Source organism: Streptomyces sp. NPDC002467 (assembly GCF_042889825.1).
Taxonomy (GTDB): Bacteria; Actinomycetota; Actinomycetes; order Streptomycetales; family Streptomycetaceae; genus Streptomyces.
This window is the reverse complement of record NZ_JBIARJ010000001.1, coordinates 633,490-651,393: the sequence shown is the minus strand read 5'-3', so window position 1 is coordinate 651,393 and position 17,904 is coordinate 633,490. Positions and strand designations below refer to the sequence as shown.

Genomic DNA, 17,904 nt, shown 5'->3' with positions numbered 1-17,904 from the left:
GACGCGGAAGCCCGGGGGGTTCCCTCAGACGAGCCGGACGGGCTTCTCGGGCCGTACGCCGAACTCCGCCAGCCAGTTCCGCAGGGGCTCCGGGTCCCCGTCCTCGACCAGGCACAGCACGAGCGGCGCCAGGTCGGAGCAGCGGGCGCCGTCGACGAGCAGCACCGGACCGTCCAGCCAGTCGAGGCCGGGAGCCGCCCCCGCCGAGTCCACGGCGGCGCAGCACACCATCGCGGTGACGTGGTCGGCCAGCAGGTCCCGCCCGGTGCGCGGCGGCTGGAGCGGGAAGAGCGGTACGCAGTCCCCGCCGTGCTCCTTCGCGGTCCGGGGGCGCGCGGCCCCGGCGGCCCGCTCCTCGCGGGCCAGGTCCCCGCTGAGCCGCCCGGCCAGCGCCTCGCCGGCCGCACCGCTGCCCGAGGGATCGGTGAGGTGGCCGAGCACCCGCTCCAAGGTGGGCCCGGCGAAGCCGTCCCCGGCGGGCGCCGGGGAGGCGGGGGCGCCGACGGCGGCGGCCGTGCCCGGGCGCTCCGGGACGGCCAGGGCGTCCAGCGCGGCGTGCAGCCGGGCCGCCTCGGTGCGCCACTTCCGGTCCACGACCTCCTCCGGATACGCGGCCCAGTCCACCGGGGACCAGTCCGGCCCGGCCTCGGCCGGACCTCCGTGGAAGAGCCGGGCGGCCAGCAGCGAGGCCGCCTCGTCGACCACTCCGGGGCGCTCCAGCAGATCGCAGGCGGGGCGCTCGCCGAGCCGCGAGGCGAACCCGTCGGCCAGCCGGTCCCGTCGGGACAGCTCGGTCAGCGCGGAGACCACCCCGGCGTCGAGGTGCGCGGGCCAGCGGCCCATCCGCCAGGCGGGCAGCGCGACCCGGGTCAGCAGCCGGTCCCAGCCCGCGTAGGCGAGGCCGACCTGTTCCTGGGCGACGATGCGCAGCCCGTAGTCCACACCCTGTGCGCGGTCCGAGGCGGCCACGGCCACCCCGCGCTCCATCTCGGCGGCGTCCACCCGACACAGCCGCAGCAGCAGCCGGGCGCCGGCGGCGATCCAGCCGAGGCCGCGGCGGTTGCCCACGTCCACGGCGGCGTCCAGTCCGCGGATGAAACCGCGGGCGTCGGCTATGTCGGGGTGCGCGGAAGGTCCCGTACCGGCGACGACCGGAGCGAGCACGGCCCGCAGTTCGGCGACGCGCATCCACCAGAGGAACGGCGAGCCGATCACCAGCACGGGGGCGGCTCCCGGTTCCGTCTCCGGACCCGTGGATATGCCGCCCTGGCGGTGCGCCGCGTGGGAGCGGTCCTCCAGCCAGCTGTCGCAGTCCGGGGTCAGGGCTATCGCGGAGGGAGCGGGGACGTCCATCCGGTCGGCCAGATCCCGTACGAGCCGGTAGAGATCGGGCGCGGAGCCCTCCGGGAGCGGCACGGTGGGCGTCACGGCGGGGCTCGCCCTCAGCACCACGGCGGCGAAGATCCCGCCGACGAGCAGCACCAGGGCGGCGACCGCGCAGACGACGAGGGTCACCACGGGCCAGGGGTCACCGGCCAGCCGGCCCGTCATCCGGGCGCTCACCAGCACCACCGCGAGGGCGGCGGGCAGCAGCCCGAGGGCCAGGGCCGTACTGCGCACGCGCAGCACGGCCAGGGCTCGGGAACGCGCGGACGGCGCGCTCACTTCCACGATCGAACCGGTTCCGGACACGGCCGGACCTCACCCCCTCTGCCCTGCGGCGACGTTGCTCACTCCCCCACTGTGACACCCGCCACTGACATCGCAATGCCGGTGGGCCAAGTGCCGGAATGCTTGGAATCGCACCCTAGTTGGGGCTCGTCCGGGCGTCAGGCAGACCGGGTGAGATCACCCGATGGAATGGCTTTGGGTAAAGCTGGGTGCGTTCGAACGCGGCCGGATGCACTCGTACGCGAACACGCCCGCGGGCCCGGGCGCAGGGTGTGCGCACCGGGCCCGCGGGTCCGCGTAGCCACTGGTCAGCGGGGGCTCAGCCGGTCTGGGCCGCCTTGGCGGCGATGTCCGTACGGTGCTGCGATCCGTCCAGCCGGATCCGCGCGACGGCCTTATACGCCTTCTCGCGGGCCTGTGCCAGGTCGGAACCGGTCGCCGTCACCGACAGGACGCGGCCGCCCGCGCTGACGACGGCGTCGCCCTCCTGGCGGGTGCCGGCGTGCAGCACGTACGCGTCGGGTCCGTCCTCGGCGACCACCTCGGCGAGGCCCTCGATCGGGTCCCCGGTGCGGGGGGTGTCCGGGTAGTTGTGGGAGGCGATGACCACCGTCACGGCGGCGTCCTCGCTCCAGCGCAGCTCGGCCTGGGTGTCCAGGGTGCCGTTGGCCGCGTTCAGCAGCACGCCCGCGAGCGGGGTCCGCAGCCGGGCCAGGACCACCTGGGTCTCGGGGTCGCCGAAGCGGGCGTTGAACTCGATGACCCGTACGCCGCGGCTCGTGAGCGCGAGGCCCGCGTACAGCAGGCCGGAGAAGGGGGTGCCGCGGCGGCGGAGCTCGTCGACGGTCGGCTGGAGCACGCTCGCCATGACCTCGTCGACCAGCTTCGGGTCGGCCCAGGGCAGCGGGGAGTAGGCGCCCATGCCACCGGTGTTGGGGCCCTCGTCGCCGTCGAGCGCGCGCTTGAAGTCCTGCGCGGGCACGAGCGGGAGCACGGTGACGCCGTCGGTGATGGCGAAGAGGGAGACCTCGGGGCCGTCGAGGTACTCCTCGATGACCACGCGGTCGCAGGCCAGCGCGTGGTCGCGGGCGGCGGCGAGGTCCTCGGTGACCACGACGCCCTTGCCGGCCGCGAGGCCGTCGTCCTTGACGACGTACGGGGCGCCGAAGGCGTCGAGGGCCGCGTCCACCTCTTCCGGGGTGGTGCAGAGGTAGCTGCGCGCGGTCGGGACGCCGGCCCCGGCCATCACGTCCTTCGCGAAGGCCTTGGAGCCTTCGAGCTGCGCGGCCTCGCCGGACGGGCCGAAGACGGGGATGCCGGCCGCGCGGACGGCGTCGCCGACTCCGGCGACCAGCGGGGCCTCCGGGCCGACGACGACCAGGGCGGCGTCGAGCTCGGTGGCCAGGCGCGCCACGGCGTCGCCGTCGAGGGGGTCGACGTCCCGCAGCTCGGCCACATCCGCGATCCCCGCGTTACCGGGGGCGCAGTACAGCGCGGAGACGTCGGGGTCGAGGGACAGAGAGCGGCACAGGGCATGTTCGCGGGCGCCGCCGCCGATGACGAGGACCTTCACGCCATGAAGCGTAGCCCGCGCTCCGGATTCCCTTTCGTGCGGCCACCCAATGGGACGCCCCTACTCGTTCGTGTATTCCTCCACAACGGTGGCTCCGAGCTCGCGCACGATGAGGTCGTGTCCGGTCAGCGCGCTCTCGACGAGGTCCGGGTCGTCGTCCTCCGCGAAGTCGTCCTCGGGGGCGACGGGCGGGGGCGCCTGCTGCGCGGGCGGCTGCGACGCGGGGGCGGACTGCTGGGGCGGCTGGTACCGCGGCTGCTGCGGGGCGGGCGCCGGCGCGGGGGACTGCGCCGGGGCCTGGGCCTGCGGGGCGGCGGGCGGCGGGCTGTAGGCGGGCGCGGGCGGAGCCGAGTACCCGGCCTGGGGGGCGGGCTGGCCACCGCCGCCGCCCACCACGGCGTCGATCTTCCAGTTGACCTGGAACTGCTCGGCCAGGACCGACTTGAGCACGTCCTCGCTGCCGCTGCTCGCGAAGTTGTCGCGGGCTCCGGGATTGGGGAAGCCGAGCTGGAGGGTGGTTCCGTCGAAGCCCGTGACCTGGGCGTTCTGGCTGAGCAGGATCCAGGTGAAGCGGCGGCGGTTCTTGACGGCCTCCAGGATGCCCGGCCACATCGCCTGCACCTGGCCGGCTCCGGCGGCCATCCCCGGGGACGGCGGGGCCGCGGGGGCCGCGGCCACGGGGGCGGGCGCGGCGGGGGCGGCCTGGGCCGCCGCCGGGATTCCCTGACCGGGGGCGGCCGCGCTCGGCCAGGCCCCGGCGCCGGCACCTGCTCCGGGCCAGGCGCCCGGGGCGGGGGCCGCGGGCGCGGCCTGGGGCTGCGCCGCTGCGGGGATGCCCTGCCCGGGCGCGGCCGCGGTCGGCCAGGCCCCGGCGGCGGCGGGGGCTGCGGCGGGCGGCGCCGCCGGCTCGGGCGCCCGTACCGGCTCGGGAACGGCGACGGGCGGGGCGACGGGAGCCGGAGCCTGGGGCTGGGGCTGGGGCTGGGGCTGGACCGGGGCTTGTTGGGGCGCCTGGGCCTGTACGGCGGCACGTGCGGCGGCGACGCCTCCGCCCGGGCCGACGGGCGCCATGCCGTGCGCCTCGGGCGCGGGTACGTAGCCCATGGCGGGCGGCATGCCGGGCGGCGGCCCGGCGGCGAAGGCGGCGGCCCCGCTGCGCTCCAGTCGGTCGAGCCGGGCCTGGAGGGACCGCTCGTCGTCGAAGGCGGCCGGCAGCAGCACGCGGGCGCAGATCAGCTCCAGCTGCAGCCGCGGCGAGGTCGTGCCGCGCATCTCGGTCAGGCCGGTGTTGACCAGATCGGCGGCGCGCGACAGCTCGGCGGCCCCGAAGACGGACGCCTGGGCCTGCATCCGCTCCACGACATCGGCGGGGGCGTCGATCAGCCCCTTCTCCCCGGCGTCGGGCACGGCGGCCAGGATCACGAGGTCGCGCAGCCGCTCCAGCAGGTCGGAGACGAAGCGCCGGGGGTCGTTCCCGCCCTCCACCACCCGGTCGACGACCTCGAAGGCGGCGGCGCCGTCCCCCGAGGCGAACGCGTCGATGACGGAGTCGAGCAGCGCGCCCTCCGTGTAGCCGAGGAGGGAGGTGGCCATGGCATACGTCACACCCTCCTCACCCGCACCGGCCAGCAGCTGGTCCATGACGGACATCGAGTCACGCACGGATCCGGCGCCGGCGCGCACGACGAGCGGCAGCACGCCGTCCTCGACCTGCGCGCCCTCGCGCCCGCAGACCTCACCGAGGTAGTCCCGCAGCGTGCCGGGCGGCACGAGCCGGAAGGGGTAGTGGTGCGTCCTGGAGCGGATGGTCCCGATGACCTTCTCGGGCTCGGTGGTGGCGAAGATGAACTTGAGGTGCTCCGGCGGCTCCTCGACCACCTTCAGCAGGGCGTTGAAGCCCGCCGAGGTGACCATGTGGGCCTCGTCGATGATGTAGATCTTGTACCGGCTGGACGCGGGCCCGAAGAAGGCCTTTTCCCGCAGGTCACGGGCATCGTCCACACCACCGTGGGAGGCGGCGTCGATCTCGATGACGTCGATGGACCCCGGCCCGTTCCTGGCGAGGTCACGGCAGGACTGGCACTCGCCGCACGGGTCCGGAGTGGGACCCTGCTCACAGTTCAGGCACCTGGCGAGGATGCGCGCGCTGGTCGTCTTTCCACAGCCGCGCGGCCCGCTGAACAGGTACGCGTGATTGACCCGGTTGTTCCGCAGGGCCTGCATCAGCGGGGCAGTGACATGCTCCTGCCCGATGACCTCGGCGAACGACTCGGGGCGATAGCGGCGGTACAGCGCAAGGGACGACACGTCTACGAGGTTATCCGGGCCCACCGACAACGGCGGCCCGCCGACGCCTCCGGACCCGCCCCGGAACGCAAAGCGCCCCCCACGCACCCGCCAGAGCCCACTTACCCTTGCTGCCTTCCGGCCCTGGGGGAGTTGGGTGAGATAGCGCCACGTGAGGGGCTGCGCCCACCCTAGCGGATGGAAGCCCCCGGAATCGAGCCGGACCCCGACCGGACCCCGACCGGGCCTCGACCGGACCCCGGTCCGACCCCGGTCCACTCCACCGCCCGACGATCACGTTCGCGAGCACCCCTCAACGTCTTGTATTGTTTGCGGCGGAGGATTCGCCTAGTGGCCTAGGGCGCACGCTTGGAAAGCGTGTTGGGGGCAACCCCTCACGAGTTCGAATCTCGTATCCTCCGCCAGCTCAGAGGGCTGGATCGCGAAAGCGGTCCGGCCCTCTGGCGTTTTCCCGTCTCAGTTTCCGTCTCACTTGGGCTGCGGGGCCCTACTGCTGGTCGATCGCGCCGGCCTCTTCCTCGGCTTCGGACGCGCCCCAGAGCGCGTCTCCGACCTGCTGGGCGACCGCCGCAAGCTGAGGCCCGGTGACGTGCATGTACCTGGCTCGCATCCGGGCGGACCCTCCCGGCTCCCAACCCATGATCGCGTCGACGACCACATCCGGGACTCGGAGGAGCAGCAGCACCGTCCCGGCGGTGTGGCGTGCGTCATGCAGACGCCCGTCTCGCACCCCTGCGTCCTCCAGCAGTTGCTTCCACAGGTGGTAGTCCGTGTTGGGGATGAGCGGGCCGCCGGTCGGCTGCGCGAAGACGTACCCCTTGTCCTCCCACCCGTCCCCGGCCTCCTGCCTGTCACGCTGCTGCTCCTCCTGGTGCTTCTGGAGAAGCTTGATGAGCGGCCCCGGCAGTCCGATGGTGCGGCGGCCGGCGCGGGACTTGGTGTTCTTGTACTCCCGCCGGATCTGCTGGCGCTGACGGCAGTACCCGGGCTTACGGCCGCAGGGTTCCGTGCAGCCGTGCGCGTACTTGGGCCGCAGGCGGTTCTTGCGGATCCGGATGTACCCGGCGTCCAGGTAGACGTCCTCCCACATGAGCCCGAGCGCCTCGCCCTGGCGAAGCCCCAGGGCGAGGGCGATGACCCAGCGAGCACTGTTGCGAAGCTTGGAAGCCTGCAGCAGGAGGCTCTGAATCTCCTGGATCGTGTACGGCTCGATCTCCTCCTCTTCGAGCCGCGGGGCCTTGGCGATCTCGGCGACGTTCTTGGGCACGTGGCCCCGCCGGACCGCTTCGCTCAGGGCGACCCGGATGGTCCGGTGCACGTGGTGCGCTGTCCCGGCGGCGCTGCCGTTCTTCTGCATCCGGGAGTAGAACTCCTCCAGGTGCTCGGGCTCCAGCCGCTCCAGCTTGTGGGCCCCGAGGCCGGGCACAAGGTGGACCCGAACATCCACCTCGTAGCCGTCGTAACTGTTCTCGCTGACGTACTTCTTGGCGATGTTCTCCACCCAGTGCTCAAGCCACGTCTTGACGGTCCACTGCTGCCCGACCTTGCGCACGGTTCCGTCCTTGCGCTGCCGCTCCAACTCGCGAACCGCTTCCGTGACCTCGGCTCGGGTCTTGCGCTCGACGTGGCGTCGGTCGGGCTTGCCGTCGGGCCGCACGCCGACGGTGACGCGGCCGTGCCACTTGCCGTCCTTCCCCAGGTAGATGGTCGACGCCCCGTTGGGCTGGCGGGTGCGCTTGCTCTTCTCTTCCACGGATTCCTCTCAGGCGGCCGGCGCGGCGGTTCCGCGCGTGGCTCGGAGTCGGGCGACGTACTCGTGCACGGCGGCGGCGGGGACCCTGCGCAGGCGGCCCACGGGCACGGACTCCAGCTCGCCGGTCCCGATCAGCCGGAAGCAGAGCGTTCGGCCGATCCTGAGGCGGCGAGCGGCCTCCTCGACCGTCAGCAGGACGACGGTGGGGTCGATGGTCTGTTCCGGCTCGTACGTGGTCATGCGTCCTCTCTCCAGGGCTGTTGGGTATCGGCAACAGGCCGATTGCAGGCTTCTCACAGGTCCGCACCTGTCCGACCTCCGGATTTCTGCGTCATCGCGTCACCTACGTCATTTAGCGCGCTGACCTGCGACTTTGGGTGACATAGGGGGTGGGCGTGCGTCACCGGTCTGCGTCACCTGGGTCATCGGGTGACGTGGGGCGGTGACGCAGGTGACGCAGGATGACGCGGCCGTGGGCCGTCTGCGTCACCCTCGTATCCGCAGGTCACAGGCGATTTCGCGGCTGGTGGTGACGCGGGTGACGCAGTCCTTCCCTTCTTAGGAAAAAAGGAAGGGGTGTCTGTGGTTGTGGGTGCGCCTTCGAACTCGAAGAAGGGGCCGCTGCGCGGCACGACCCTTGCAGCGGCGGCGAGCCGCCGGAACAGCAAGAAGAGCACGCGTCGGCGGGGCCGGGTGCTCTTCTTGCTTGTGCGCAAGCGACCGCGGTACGCGGGTTAGAACGCTTCCGCCTGCTCGTGTGACGGCGCGGCGGTGGGCCTGGTCATCTCGATGTAGCGGGCGGCTTTCGTGCGGCCCCAGTCGACGAGGACGCCGCGGGCGGCGAGGGTGGGCTGAAGTCGCTTGAGACGGTCGGAGAGGACTTTGCCGGTGGTGGGCCAGCCCTTGGGCAGGGGCCGGAAGTCCTCGCCGGTGTAGAGCTGGGTGAGCGCGTGCAGCCACTCGGCGGAGGTCATCCGGACCTCGGCGCCCGGGTCGAGGCCGGCGGCGTGCTTGAGAACGGTCTGGGCGAGGAGGTCGCCCTCGATCACGTCGTCGTTGAGGTCGTCCAAGGTCGCCCGGTAGGCGTTCAAGGACGCGAGGCCGGTGGCCGCATCAAGCTGGGCGCAGAGGTGGGCGAAGTCCGCCATGCGCAGGTCGGCGGGGATCTCGGCCTCCGTGGCGCGGACCTTGACGGTCAGGTCCAGGAGCGAGCCGAGGATGACCGGCAGCTTGCTCTCGTACTCCGCCCACAGCTCCGCTTCCGTCCTGCGTACGCGGGGCCGCTCCAAGCGGAGAGGCAGGAGTCGTTCGGCAAGGTCGGGGCGGATGACTCCGACGTCGATGCCGGTCAACAGCAGCGGGCGGCGGTAGCGGGAGAGGTAGACGTCTCCGTCGCTGAACAGGGCGCGTTTGACGCTCTCGGCGCCGGTGACGATGCAGCACATCAGGTCGGACAGGTCCGGCGGCAGGTGGGAGAGGTTGTCGAGGGCGGTGACCCATCCGGCAGCGACGGCCGTGATCAGGTTCTCCTCGTCCTTGGGCGCCCGGCGCAGGTCGCCCTTCATGCCCTCGATGATCCGAACCAACATCCGCCCGCCGGTCGACTTGCCGGCGCCCTGCGGGCCGGTGAGGAAGGGGGCGGGGACGGGCACGGACGGCTCCAGGCAGCCGATCAGCCACGCCATGGCCAGGCACTCGCTCTCGGCGTTGGCGAAGTTGCACAGGCGCAGCAGAGCGTCGATGCCCTTGCCGTCGGTGTCCTTCTCCGGCAGCGGGAGTTCGCCGGTGAGCTGGGTTCGTCGCCAGCAGACCTCTCGCGGGTCGGGGGTGAGGATGTCCCAACCGTTGGGGTGGATGCGGACGGACTTGCCATCGTCGCGGCCCAGGTCGAGCCAGGTCGCGCCGTCGAATCCGGGCGCGACCCGGATGTGGGTGGCCTGTACGTCCTGGCTGAGGGCGAGTGCTTCGATCAAGTCCAAGGCCTCCTTGAGGGCGGAACCGTTGAAGGAGCCGTGCCCGTCGTTGTAGAGGCCGACCATGAGTTCCTGCCGGTGGCTGCCGGTCGTCCCCTGGGATCGGATCGGGCGGGCGACGGGGTGCCCGTTCTTCTGCGCGTACACGGTGCCTTCGGTGGTGCGGAAGTACCGGAAGTGGGCCTGTGCGTAGTCGGTGATGATCTGCCGGGCCGGGTTTTTGTCCTCGTCGGGCACGGTCACATCCCCAATGCGGTGCGTGCGTTGGTCCAGGCGTCCTCGCAGTGCCGGGCCGATTCGCCCCTGGCCTGCGCAGCGGTGAACAGCCGCCCGGTGTGGGCCTCGGTCAGGCAGCCGCACCGGCCATGCGCCGACAGCACCGCGAGGAAGGTCCGGTACACGGTCGTGTGGATGGCTTCGGCCGCCGCAGTGATGCGCTGCTCGGCCATGGTGATCCCCCGCTCCAGGTAGACGGGCGAGCGGTGCGGGCACGGCCCGCCCCCGGCCGACGCGGGCACGATGACCGGGCGGATCGGCCTAGCGGTGGGTTCCTTCACCACGAGCGCACGCACGACGTCCGGCAGCGGGCTCATGGTGCCGGTGCCGGGGCCGCGCCAGCGGGCGTAGGACATCGTGGACTTCAGATCGATCCCGGGACGGACCCCGTTCACCGACTGCATGGCGCCCCGGTAGATCCAGTGCTCGCCGCGGGTAGTGGCCACGACCGTGGTCGCCGGAAGGTGCTCGCGGGCCCAGGCGACGGCTTTGGCGTCGTCCAGGTCCACCACGGTCAGACCCGCCCCGCCCGGGTGATAGGCGACCGCTCCGGCCTGACGCCAGGCACGGGCCCAGGCCGGGCCGGTCAGGACGTCGGCGTCGGTGGTGGCGGCGCCCCAGGCGTGGCAGGGGGCCGGGCACCGGCAGGGGCCGGCTGCCTTCATGTGCGGGCGGTCCCCGCACGCCGAACGGGTGCAGGCCGGGCAGTTCCCGAACGGCTCCTTCCCTTCCCGCAACGGCAGCACTGGCAGGCCGATCCCGGCGAGCCAGAGCGCCGTACGCAGGAGTCCGGTCGCGCGGATCACGCGGTCACCTTCCCGTCCGGGATCCGGGCGAGGAAGGCGCGGCCGAGCCACTCCGAGTAGGCCGGCGGAATGGCCTCGGTCAGCTCCTCGTGTACGTCCGTCCAGTCGATGCCCATGGCCTGCTGCATCTCCGGGACCGTCGCCTTGCCACCGCCCTTGCCGTAGGCGGCGACGTACGGCCCGTCGCGGTACTCGCCGTGGCGCCAGCCGCGCACGTAGCCGCGGTGCCGGACGTGCTTGGCCTTTGCAGTGCTCCACCCGCCCAATTCGAAGTTCCTGTGCCGCAGCACCCCGAGGCCGAACATCTCCCCACACAGGGTGACGTCCTTGCGGACGTCGGCCTTTCCGTCGGGCTGCTCGATCACATACGGCAGGCCGGACGCGTCGAGCAGTTCGCGGGTGGGAGCGACAAGGTCGACGTGCTCGCCGCCCCAGCCACGCGACCGGTTGGTGCCCACGGTCAACGCGCACCGCTTCTGGCACGGCGGAGAGGCGTGGATCGCGGTGTAGCGGCCGATCTCACCCGACTCAATCAGTTCGGTGAGGACGGACAATGCATCGTCCTGGCGGAAGGCGAACGGGTAGCGGGCGGAGCGGTCGACGACGTCGACGCCGTGGATGGTGAATCCGGCGCGGTGGTAGCCGGTGGCCGCGCCGCCGGCGCAGCAGAACAGGTCGAGGAGTAAGGGCCGGTCGCTGTTTTGGTCTCGCCGGATGTCGGTGGGGTGGGTCATGCTGGTGCCCTCCACAGGTCTGTTGATGGGTTGTGGATGAGGGCGGCCCCGGTTCATTGGCGTGAGAGGGGGCCGCCTTCGTTGTGTGTGCGACTACTGGTTGGCAGTGGTGTCGGCCATGTCGTCGAAGTTCAGGAGGAGCTGGCCGAGCTGTTGGCGGGTGAGGTCCCGCCGGTAGGGCTCGTCCAGGTCGCCCCAGTCGAGTTCGACGGTGACCACTTCGGAGGCGTAGTCGTCCTCGTGCATGCGGTGCTCCTTGGTCAGCGGTTGTTGAGGGTTCCGGTGGCGCGGCCGAATAGGCCGGTGGCGGTGATGTTCTGGGTGATGTGCTGGACGGGGGCCCTGCTCCTCCCGGTCCGGCCGCGCCCGGTGCGCAGGAGGAGCGGGAGGACTGCGCCCGCGGCGATGAGCGCGACGAGGGCCCAGAGGGCTTCGACCATGGCGAGGACTCCCGGGGCGGCGTAGGAGATTCCGATTCCGGCAGCGCCGATCCCGCCGCCGACGGTCGGGGCGAGGAGCGCGGTGGTCTTGGCCCACGCCGGAACCGCGGCCGCCGGCGCCGGGGCGGGGACGGTTTCGACGTGGGTGGGGTGGGTGTAGGCGAGGGTGCGGGTGCCGTCGGGGAGGGTGACCCAGGCGATGCCCGAACCGGTGGGCAGGACCGGCAGCGGGGCCGCGGTGTAGTGGCTCGGGGTGGCGTTCCAGGTGATCGGGGCGGGGTGGTGGACGGCCGGTTCGTGGGGCATGCGCATGCCTCCCGGGTATGGGTCGGGCCCGCGCCGTGTGGGTGGCGCGGGCCCGCAGAGGTGGGGTGTCAGGGCGTGGTGTCAGGTGGTGTCAGACAGCCGGTGTCAGGGGGTCTGACAGCGGGTTTGCCTAGGGGTTTGACTGTCAGGACGGCGTGACGGTGTCAGGTGTCAGGCAGCCATCAGGGAGGGCACGATCCGCCAGCGGCCGGTTGCCGAGGTCGGCTCCAGGCGGCCGTCGAGTGCGGCTTCCTTGAGTCGTTCGGAGACCCACGGGCGGGACAGGTTGTGTCGGTCGCACCAGTCCATGAAGTCCTTCGGACCGACGACCATCTGCCCGTCCGACTCGAAGTCGTCCAGAGCCCGCGCGAACAGCTCCCGTGCCTCGGCCGGAGACGGCTTGCGGCCCGGAGACTCCCACAGCGGGAAGTCGTCTCCCTCCTCCCCGTCGGGGAGTTCGGCCTCCGGGTCGATGCCCGCGTCCTCGGGGTCGATCAGCAGGCCGTGCGATTCCGCTTCCACGCCGTACCCCTCCTCGCCGGCCGGACGCGACGCCGGACCGCTGCCCGTGGTCGGACGGCCCGAGTAGTTCTGGCCCGCGACCGCTCCGGCAGCCCCGGCGGTGATGGGGTCGGCGGTGGCGCCGTGGCGCTGGGCCCAGGCGGCGAGGGCTTCCATGGTGGGGACAGCGGTGTGGGGGACGGCGAACGTCCGGCCCGGGGACGGGTAGCGGTCCTCGGGAACGCCCGGTGAGACCACGTAGCAGTAGCCGGGGCGGCGGTTGCCCCAGGCGCCGGGGTGGGCGCCGGCGTCGATGACCGCGTCCGGGAGGGAGAACCCCTCGTCGCGCGGGTCGCAGCCGAGGGCAATCACGGACGGCAGGGACGCCCGGGTGGAGGTGGACATCTGGTCGTACGACGGCCGCTGAAGCGAGACGATCAGAGCCACGCCCGCCGAGCGGGCCTCCTGGGCGATCCCGGTGAACGCGTCATCACCCATCAGCCGCAGGGTGTTGGCGGCCTCTTCCATCCACGTGACCAGGAACGGCATGCCGGGGCAGCCGCAGACGTGGCCGTCGGGGCGGCAGGTGTGCTCCGTGCTGGTCTGCTGCTGTGCTGCTTCGGGGGTCCACTGGCGGTAGCCGTGGGCGCCGAGCCAGCGGGTACGGGCGGGGATGACGGCCTTGATGGCCTCCACCATGACCTCGGTGTCCGGTCCGCCCTCGGCAGCCCAGTCCATGCCGGGCAGAAGCGGGCGGAAGTCCTGGAACATCTTCGGGTCCGACAACCAGAGCAGGACATCGCGGCGGGCGAGGATCTCCATCATCAGGTTGAGGGCCGTCTCGCCCTTCCCGGATCCGGTGCCGCCCGCGATCAGGACGTGCGTGCTGTTGCGCTTGCTTTCCGGGTCGCCGGGCAGCCACAGGACGAGGGGTGAGCCGTCGTCGTAGCGGCCGATGACCAGCGGCTCGGCAATGCTGCCGCCCAGGCTGGACGGGCCGGGCCAGTCCGCGACCTGCGCGAGCATGTCCTCGGGGACGATGACCAGTTCCCCGCGGCGCGCGGAACTGGGGTCGCCCAGGTAGCGGACGGCGGAGGTGGGCAGGTCGAGGGCGGATGCGAGCCGGGGCAGGACCTTGGCCACGTCCTCGTTGGTCTGCTCCCCGGCCTCCAGCATCATCTTCGCGGTGACCCGGTTCGGCTCCACCGATGTCGCCCCGATCTGGGCGCGTGCCAGGCCGACCTTTTCCAGCAGTCCCTTGTCGGTGCTGCCGGCCGGGGCGCCGTCGACGTTGCGGCGCAGGACCATGCGGATGTTCCACGACAGGGCGAGCGCCGGGCCGCCCATCAGGTACAGGTCCGGCAGCGGGCCCGTGAGCGGACCGGCCAGGCACGCGCCGGTCAGCCACGCGGAACCTGCGGCAACGGTGATGGCCGAGTGCAGACGACGCTGCTGCCCCGTCGCCTTACCCGCCCACCAGGTCACCCCGGTCAGGGCGACCGAGGCCAGAGTCAGGCCGACCCCGGCCGCCGCGCTGCCCTGCCACTGCAAACTCCCGAGCGCTCCGGCGAGGCCGAGCCCGCCAGCGGCGAGCCAGGGCGGCAGGTGGGGCTTGGCCCGGTGCAGGACGTACGCGGTGATGCCGGCGCCGTCGGCGGCGCCGCGGAGTTGGTCCTCGTACTGCTGCTCAACGCTGTTCTTGTGCTCGGCCATCGGATGGTTCTCCTTTCTAGAGTTGGCCCCAGTCCATGCGCGGCTGTTGGGCAGGGCGGGCGCGGTGGCGGACGCGGTTGATCTCTTCCTCGTACTCCTGCTGGAACAGCGCGTACGTGGCGGCGGCGTTCTTGGCCGCGTCGCGCAGGGCGTCGGCGGCGCGCTGCATCTTCCGGGCGACCTTCGCCGCCCGGAGCCGCGAACCCCCGATCCGCCCGTCGGGGTCGGGGACCTGGACGAGGGTGGCCTTGAGGATCTCCGCTCCCATCGCGACCTCGATCGACAGAGCGACCCCGGCGGCGCGGATGCTGTTGCAGTACTGGCGGACCTGCGCCGGAGAGCTGAACTCCGGCGCAGGCAGCAGGGACTGTGCCTGACGCCCGCCCCCGCCCCCGCCGGACCCGTTGTTCCCGGCGAAACCGCCGCCTCCGCGACCGCCGCCGCCCGCACGTCCGCCGCGGCCGCCGGCGTTGACGTTGAGGGTGAACCCGGGCGAGAACGTCTTGTTGTTCACCTTGGTCTGCGACCCGTTCGCGCCCGGCCGCGGCGCCGACCGAGACCGCTGGTTGCCGGTCCGCTGGTTGCCGACCGAGGTCCATCCGGCGCCGGGGGCGCCCCCGCTCCAGCCCTGGCTGTTCGTGGCCATCAGCGGCTCTCCTTCACGGTGGTGGTCAGGCTGCCGGCGACGAGCCAGGCGACCTGCACGGCAAGAGTCAGAACAGCCCAGGCCAGGGCCACGGCCGGACGGGCGGGGCCGAACCAGACGGCCACCGCAATCCACCCGGCCGCCGCCATCACGGCGGCGACGATCAGGGCCCGCCACGTCTTCGCGGCGCGGGAGGTGGCCGGGCGGCGCCGGGCGATCCACGCCCACACCCCGAGCGGGGTGAGGGCGAGCGGGGCCAGGGCCCACGCGGTGCGGGGCTCGATCAGGTGCACCACCCCGGTCACCACCAGCAGGCTGGCGGCGAGGCCGGTGGGCGCCCAGTGGCGGCGGTGCTTCCACACCCAGCGGCCCAGGGCCAGGGCGGCGCGGGAGGACAGGCTCGGCGCCTGCTCGGAGCTCAGAACGACGATGACCGGCCGGCCCCCGCGCTGGCGCGGGATCCGTACGGTGGATGCGGCCGACGGCCGTATGCGGCGAGACACAGCAGAACTCCTTCAGGAGAAGACGGGAGATTCAGGCAGCACACTGTTGTTCGGGATAGGCACACGGCACGCACATACCGAGCGAGGCCGGGATCACGTATCCGGCATCGGACCGGCACTCGGGACGGGTCCGACGGGCGGTGTTTGCCTTGGCCAAGGTCATGGGGCGGCGGAGAGCGCCGGGCCCCACGCATGATTGGGCAGCTCGCGACCGGTCAGGTCATGCACCAGCCGGAGTCACATCCGGGGTCGGTTTCGTCGAACGGCAGGGTGTCCACGCCCGGATGGATCGCGGCCCGCAAGGGGCGGCCGAAGCGGGTCAGGTAGACGTGGTCCTTGCCCAGCGCGTCGCGGCGTTCGTTCAGCAGGTCTTCGAGTTGGCACGCCTTCTCGAAAAGTTCGGGCTGCTGACGGCGCATGTCGTGCCAGGTCTCGGGCCGGTGGAACGGGCAGAACCAGCAGGATGACTTGGGCGGGACGGGGAGGCCGGCGGAGCGGATGATGCGGGCGCAGTCGATGCGCCGGATCCCGCGTTCCAGCAGCGGGTACTCGATCTGCTCGTACGGCTCGCATCGGCGTTTGTTGGCCCGGCCGATCTCGTCCAGGCTGATGCCGATCCCGACCGTGGCCGGATGCTCCTTGGTGGCACCGCGACGCTTCAGCTCCCGGCCGATGACCTTGATCTTGTAGTCGGCGGTGCAGGAGCGGGTGCCGGGGGCTCCGTTGCTCATCCGCACCGGGATCTTCAACGACTTCGAGCCCTCTCGGGTGAGTTCCCCGTACAGCGTGCGGGTCTCCTTGGAGCGGACCATGACCCGGTCCAGCAGGACCAGCTCAAGACCGTGCTTCTGCGCGTAGGGGCGGGCGTAGAGGTCGAGGTAGGCCATGGTGGCCGGGTTCTCGGAGTCGTCCCCGACGTTGGCCATCAGGAACGTCCGGTAGTCGATCTCGCCGCGAGCGGCGAGGACCATGGCAGCCATGGACTGCCAGCCACCCCCGAAGCTGAAGGCACGGAGGCTCATGCGCTGCTCTCTTCCTGTGACATCAGCGCGCCCCAGGCCTTCCGGACACGCTGCTCCCCACCGACGAACCCGGCGTCACGGAAGGCCGTGACGGCCTGCCGGTAGGACAGTGGAGGATCAGCCGAGTACCGCAGGTGCCGCAGCACGACGACGAGCTGCTTGTCCAAGAGGGCCTCGCCCGGGTGGGGTGTGGGCACGCCCGTCACGGCTGCGACCTCTTCCAGCGTCACGGCCGTGACGGCACCCATGACGGGCTCCTCCACGGCAGTCGGGAGGGTGGGTGTGACCTGCGTGTCTTCTCCGTCACGGTCCCCCGTGACGGGCTCGCCTTCGCAGGGCTCGGCAGCCGCGAGGGCATGGGGTTCGGGGGACGGGGTGAGGGCGGGCGTCACGGGTGCCGTGACGGCGTCACGCTCGCCCGTGACGGGCTTGACCGGGCGTGTGACGGTGATGGCGAACATGTCGCCGAGGGCGACGTCCGCGCCGGTGGTGATCCGCTCCCGCTGGACATCCAGCAGCCGGGCCCCGAGCGTGGTGTCCGCGGTGCCGACCTTGCGGGCCAGGCGCCACGATGCCCGGTCCGAACGCTTCCGGGTCCTCTTGTCGGGGTGGTTGGCGGCGCGGGCGCGGTGATAGGCCAGGGCCTGGACCACGGCCGCCGCCCGCGCCTCGGACTCGGCGTCCCGGCCGTCGACGTGGACCACGATCCGGCGGGCCAGGAACGCCATGCCCTCCGCGGACACTGACATGCCCAGCGGGGTGATCGCGTAGATGACCGTGCGCGGCCCGTCCGGGGCGGCGACGGCGGACATGGCGGATGCGGCAGCCGGCAGGGCCCACAGACCGGCTCGGACCACGGCCGGGGAGGACTGCCCCAGCATGGTCAGCCCCAGCAACACCAGGGCGAGGACCGCGGTGGCGCCTTCACCGGCCGCGACCGCGCCGAGCGCGGTGCCGGAGTTGTAGACGCCCTTGATGTTTGAGTACGTCCCGTACCCGCCAGCGCCGCCCGTGGCGAGCATCGGGGCGAACGCGAGTCCGAGGACAGCTTTCTGGGCTCCCGTCAGCGGGCGGCCGGTCACCGGTTGCCCCCGATCGGGCGGACATCGACCGAGGCGAGGAGGCGGACCGCGTCATCGGTGTCCCCGGCTCCCACCTCCATCCACTCCCACTGCCCGCCGTCGAGGTTCCCGTAGCCCAGAGAGGCCAGAGCGGCGGCGCGTTCTTCGAGGGCGGGAATCGGCGAGGTGCGACCGAAAGAGTGCGCCGGCCAGTCCTGGCAGGCTGCGTCGGTGGCGACGTAGACCTCCCACCTGCCGAACTCGTCAGTGGTGAGGCCGGCGTAGAGCGTCATGCGGCACCGCCCCGCGTGCTCGCCGCGGCGGCGGCCTGGTTGGCCAGGGTGCGCCGTTCGGCGAGCACCTTGCGGCGGGCCCGGCGGAACCGCCGCTCGTCCAGCTCGGACGGCGCCCGGTCGAGCCTGGCGATCAGCGCGTCGAGCAACTCGACCTCCGCCAGGACCAGCGGCATCTCGTACTCGATCGCATCCAGCTCCGCGTCCGACGGCTCCAGACCGACGGACCACGGCGTAACAACGTCCTGAAGTGCCTCGATGGACTTCATGGGTCCTGCTCCTTCGACAGAGGAACGGGACTCAGCAGCCCTCGGCGCGGGAACGCC

The 17,904-nt window shown here is 72.2% G+C and carries 17 protein-coding genes, 1 tRNA gene and 1 other RNA gene; 1 reads left to right on the top strand and 18 read right to left on the bottom strand.

Translation table 11 applies throughout. The features are described from left to right. Nucleotides 1-24: 24 nt before the first annotated feature. The 4 genes from ACFYYJ_RS03110 to ffs all read right to left on the bottom strand — a co-directional run bounded on the left by ACFYYJ_RS03110 (nt 25) and on the right by ffs (nt 5,715). Complete coding sequence (locus ACFYYJ_RS03110; RefSeq protein WP_389127982.1) at nt 25-1,692, bottom strand: hypothetical protein; 1,668 nt, start codon at nt 1,690-1,692, stop codon at nt 25-27. Nucleotides 1,693-1,990: 298 nt separating this feature from the next. Next, nucleotides 1,991-3,244 carry a phosphoribosylamine--glycine ligase gene (purD, locus tag ACFYYJ_RS03105; RefSeq protein WP_385363348.1) on the bottom strand — a complete coding sequence of 418 codons (1,254 nt, stop codon included), beginning with the start codon at nt 3,242-3,244 and terminating at the stop codon, nt 1,991-1,993. 60 nt (nt 3,245-3,304) lie between these two features. Then, nucleotides 3,305-5,551, bottom strand: coding sequence for a DNA polymerase III subunit gamma and tau (locus ACFYYJ_RS03100; protein WP_389127979.1), 2,247 nt, complete (start codon nt 5,549-5,551; stop codon nt 3,305-3,307). 65 nt (nt 5,552-5,616) lie between these two features. Beyond that, nucleotides 5,617-5,715, bottom strand: an RNA gene (ffs, locus tag ACFYYJ_RS03095) — signal recognition particle sRNA small type. A 152-nt stretch (nt 5,716-5,867) separates the two neighbouring features. On the opposite strand from ffs, the gene ACFYYJ_RS03090 reads away from it, so the two are divergent. Continuing rightward, nucleotides 5,868-5,955 (top strand) — tRNA-Ser (locus tag ACFYYJ_RS03090). An 83-nt stretch (nt 5,956-6,038) separates the two neighbouring features. Here the strand turns inward: ACFYYJ_RS03090 and ACFYYJ_RS03085 are convergent. The 14 genes from ACFYYJ_RS03085 to ACFYYJ_RS03020 all read right to left on the bottom strand — a co-directional run bounded on the left by ACFYYJ_RS03085 (nt 6,039) and on the right by ACFYYJ_RS03020 (nt 17,847). Then, on the bottom strand, nt 6,039-7,304 hold the full coding sequence (locus ACFYYJ_RS03085) for a tyrosine-type recombinase/integrase (RefSeq protein WP_389127977.1): 1,266 nt from the start codon (nt 7,302-7,304) through the stop codon (nt 6,039-6,041). A 9-nt stretch (nt 7,305-7,313) separates the two neighbouring features. Continuing rightward, a complete protein-coding gene (locus ACFYYJ_RS03080; protein ID WP_389127975.1) occupies nt 7,314-7,544 on the bottom strand; it encodes an excisionase family DNA-binding protein in 231 nt (76 codons plus the stop codon). Between the two features lie 494 nt (nt 7,545-8,038). Continuing rightward, nucleotides 8,039-9,520: an ATP-binding protein gene (locus ACFYYJ_RS03075; protein WP_389127973.1), complete on the bottom strand. Its 1,482-nt coding sequence runs from the start codon at nt 9,518-9,520 to the stop codon at nt 8,039-8,041. Next, nucleotides 9,517-10,359 (bottom strand): bifunctional DNA primase/polymerase, encoded by an 843-nt coding sequence (locus tag ACFYYJ_RS03070; protein ID WP_389127971.1) that lies wholly within the window; start codon nt 10,357-10,359, stop codon nt 9,517-9,519. The genes ACFYYJ_RS03075 and ACFYYJ_RS03070 overlap by 4 nt, the downstream gene beginning before the upstream one ends. After that, entirely contained in the window at nt 10,356-11,093 is a 738-nt protein-coding gene (locus ACFYYJ_RS03065) for a DNA methylase (RefSeq protein ID WP_389127969.1), read from the bottom strand. Before ACFYYJ_RS03065 ends, ACFYYJ_RS03070 begins: the two co-directional genes overlap by 4 nt. 93 nt (nt 11,094-11,186) lie before the next feature. Beyond that, a complete protein-coding gene (locus tag ACFYYJ_RS03060; RefSeq protein WP_389127967.1) occupies nt 11,187-11,339 on the bottom strand; it encodes a hypothetical protein in 153 nt (50 codons plus the stop codon). A 14-nt stretch (nt 11,340-11,353) separates the two neighbouring features. Next, complete coding sequence (locus ACFYYJ_RS03055) at nt 11,354-11,839, bottom strand: hypothetical protein (protein WP_389127965.1); 486 nt, start codon at nt 11,837-11,839, stop codon at nt 11,354-11,356. Between the two features lie 171 nt (nt 11,840-12,010). After that, complete coding sequence (gene traB, locus ACFYYJ_RS03050; RefSeq protein WP_389127963.1) at nt 12,011-14,053, bottom strand: plasmid transfer protein TraB; 2,043 nt, start codon at nt 14,051-14,053, stop codon at nt 12,011-12,013. Nucleotides 14,054-14,069: 16 nt separating this feature from the next. Beyond that, nucleotides 14,070-14,699 carry a plasmid transfer protein TraA gene (gene traA / locus ACFYYJ_RS03045; RefSeq protein ID WP_389127961.1) on the bottom strand — a complete coding sequence of 210 codons (630 nt, stop codon included), beginning with the start codon at nt 14,697-14,699 and terminating at the stop codon, nt 14,070-14,072. Continuing rightward, entirely contained in the window at nt 14,699-15,202 is a 504-nt protein-coding gene (locus ACFYYJ_RS03040) for a hypothetical protein (protein ID WP_389127959.1), read from the bottom strand. Before ACFYYJ_RS03040 ends, traA begins: the two co-directional genes overlap by 1 nt. Before the next feature lie 215 nt (nt 15,203-15,417). Continuing rightward, nucleotides 15,418-16,224 carry a phosphoadenosine phosphosulfate reductase gene (locus ACFYYJ_RS03035; RefSeq protein WP_389127957.1) on the bottom strand — a complete coding sequence of 269 codons (807 nt, stop codon included), beginning with the start codon at nt 16,222-16,224 and terminating at the stop codon, nt 15,418-15,420. Further along, nucleotides 16,221-17,306, bottom strand: coding sequence for a hypothetical protein (locus tag ACFYYJ_RS03030; protein WP_389127955.1), 1,086 nt, complete (start codon nt 17,304-17,306; stop codon nt 16,221-16,223). The genes ACFYYJ_RS03035 and ACFYYJ_RS03030 overlap by 4 nt, the downstream gene beginning before the upstream one ends. Then, nucleotides 17,303-17,578, bottom strand: coding sequence for a DUF6303 family protein (locus ACFYYJ_RS03025; protein ID WP_389127953.1), 276 nt, complete (start codon nt 17,576-17,578; stop codon nt 17,303-17,305). Before ACFYYJ_RS03025 ends, ACFYYJ_RS03030 begins: the two co-directional genes overlap by 4 nt. Next, complete coding sequence (locus ACFYYJ_RS03020; RefSeq protein ID WP_389127951.1) at nt 17,575-17,847, bottom strand: DUF6284 family protein; 273 nt, start codon at nt 17,845-17,847, stop codon at nt 17,575-17,577. Before ACFYYJ_RS03020 ends, ACFYYJ_RS03025 begins: the two co-directional genes overlap by 4 nt. Between the last annotated feature and the right edge of the window lie 57 nt (nt 17,848-17,904).

What these genes read in the sequence shown, in the direction of transcription:
- ACFYYJ_RS03080 (WP_389127975.1), bottom strand. Translation starts at nt 7,544, where the DNA reads ATGACCACGTACGAGCCGGAACAGACCATCGACCCCACCGTCGTCCTG.
- ACFYYJ_RS03065 (WP_389127969.1), bottom strand. Translation starts at nt 11,093, where the DNA reads ATGACCCACCCCACCGACATCCGGCGAGACCAAAACAGCGACCGGCCC.
- ACFYYJ_RS03060 (WP_389127967.1), bottom strand. Translation starts at nt 11,339, where the DNA reads ATGCACGAGGACGACTACGCCTCCGAAGTGGTCACCGTCGAACTCGAC.
- ACFYYJ_RS03055 (WP_389127965.1), bottom strand. Translation starts at nt 11,839, where the DNA reads ATGCCCCACGAACCGGCCGTCCACCACCCCGCCCCGATCACCTGGAAC.
- traB (WP_389127963.1), bottom strand. Translation starts at nt 14,053, where the DNA reads ATGGCCGAGCACAAGAACAGCGTTGAGCAGCAGTACGAGGACCAACTC.
- traA (WP_389127961.1), bottom strand. Translation starts at nt 14,699, where the DNA reads ATGGCCACGAACAGCCAGGGCTGGAGCGGGGGCGCCCCCGGCGCCGGA.
- ACFYYJ_RS03035 (WP_389127957.1), bottom strand. Translation starts at nt 16,224, where the DNA reads ATGAGCCTCCGTGCCTTCAGCTTCGGGGGTGGCTGGCAGTCCATGGCT.
- ACFYYJ_RS03025 (WP_389127953.1), bottom strand. Translation starts at nt 17,578, where the DNA reads ATGACGCTCTACGCCGGCCTCACCACTGACGAGTTCGGCAGGTGGGAG.
- ACFYYJ_RS03020 (WP_389127951.1), bottom strand. Translation starts at nt 17,847, where the DNA reads ATGAAGTCCATCGAGGCACTTCAGGACGTTGTTACGCCGTGGTCCGTC.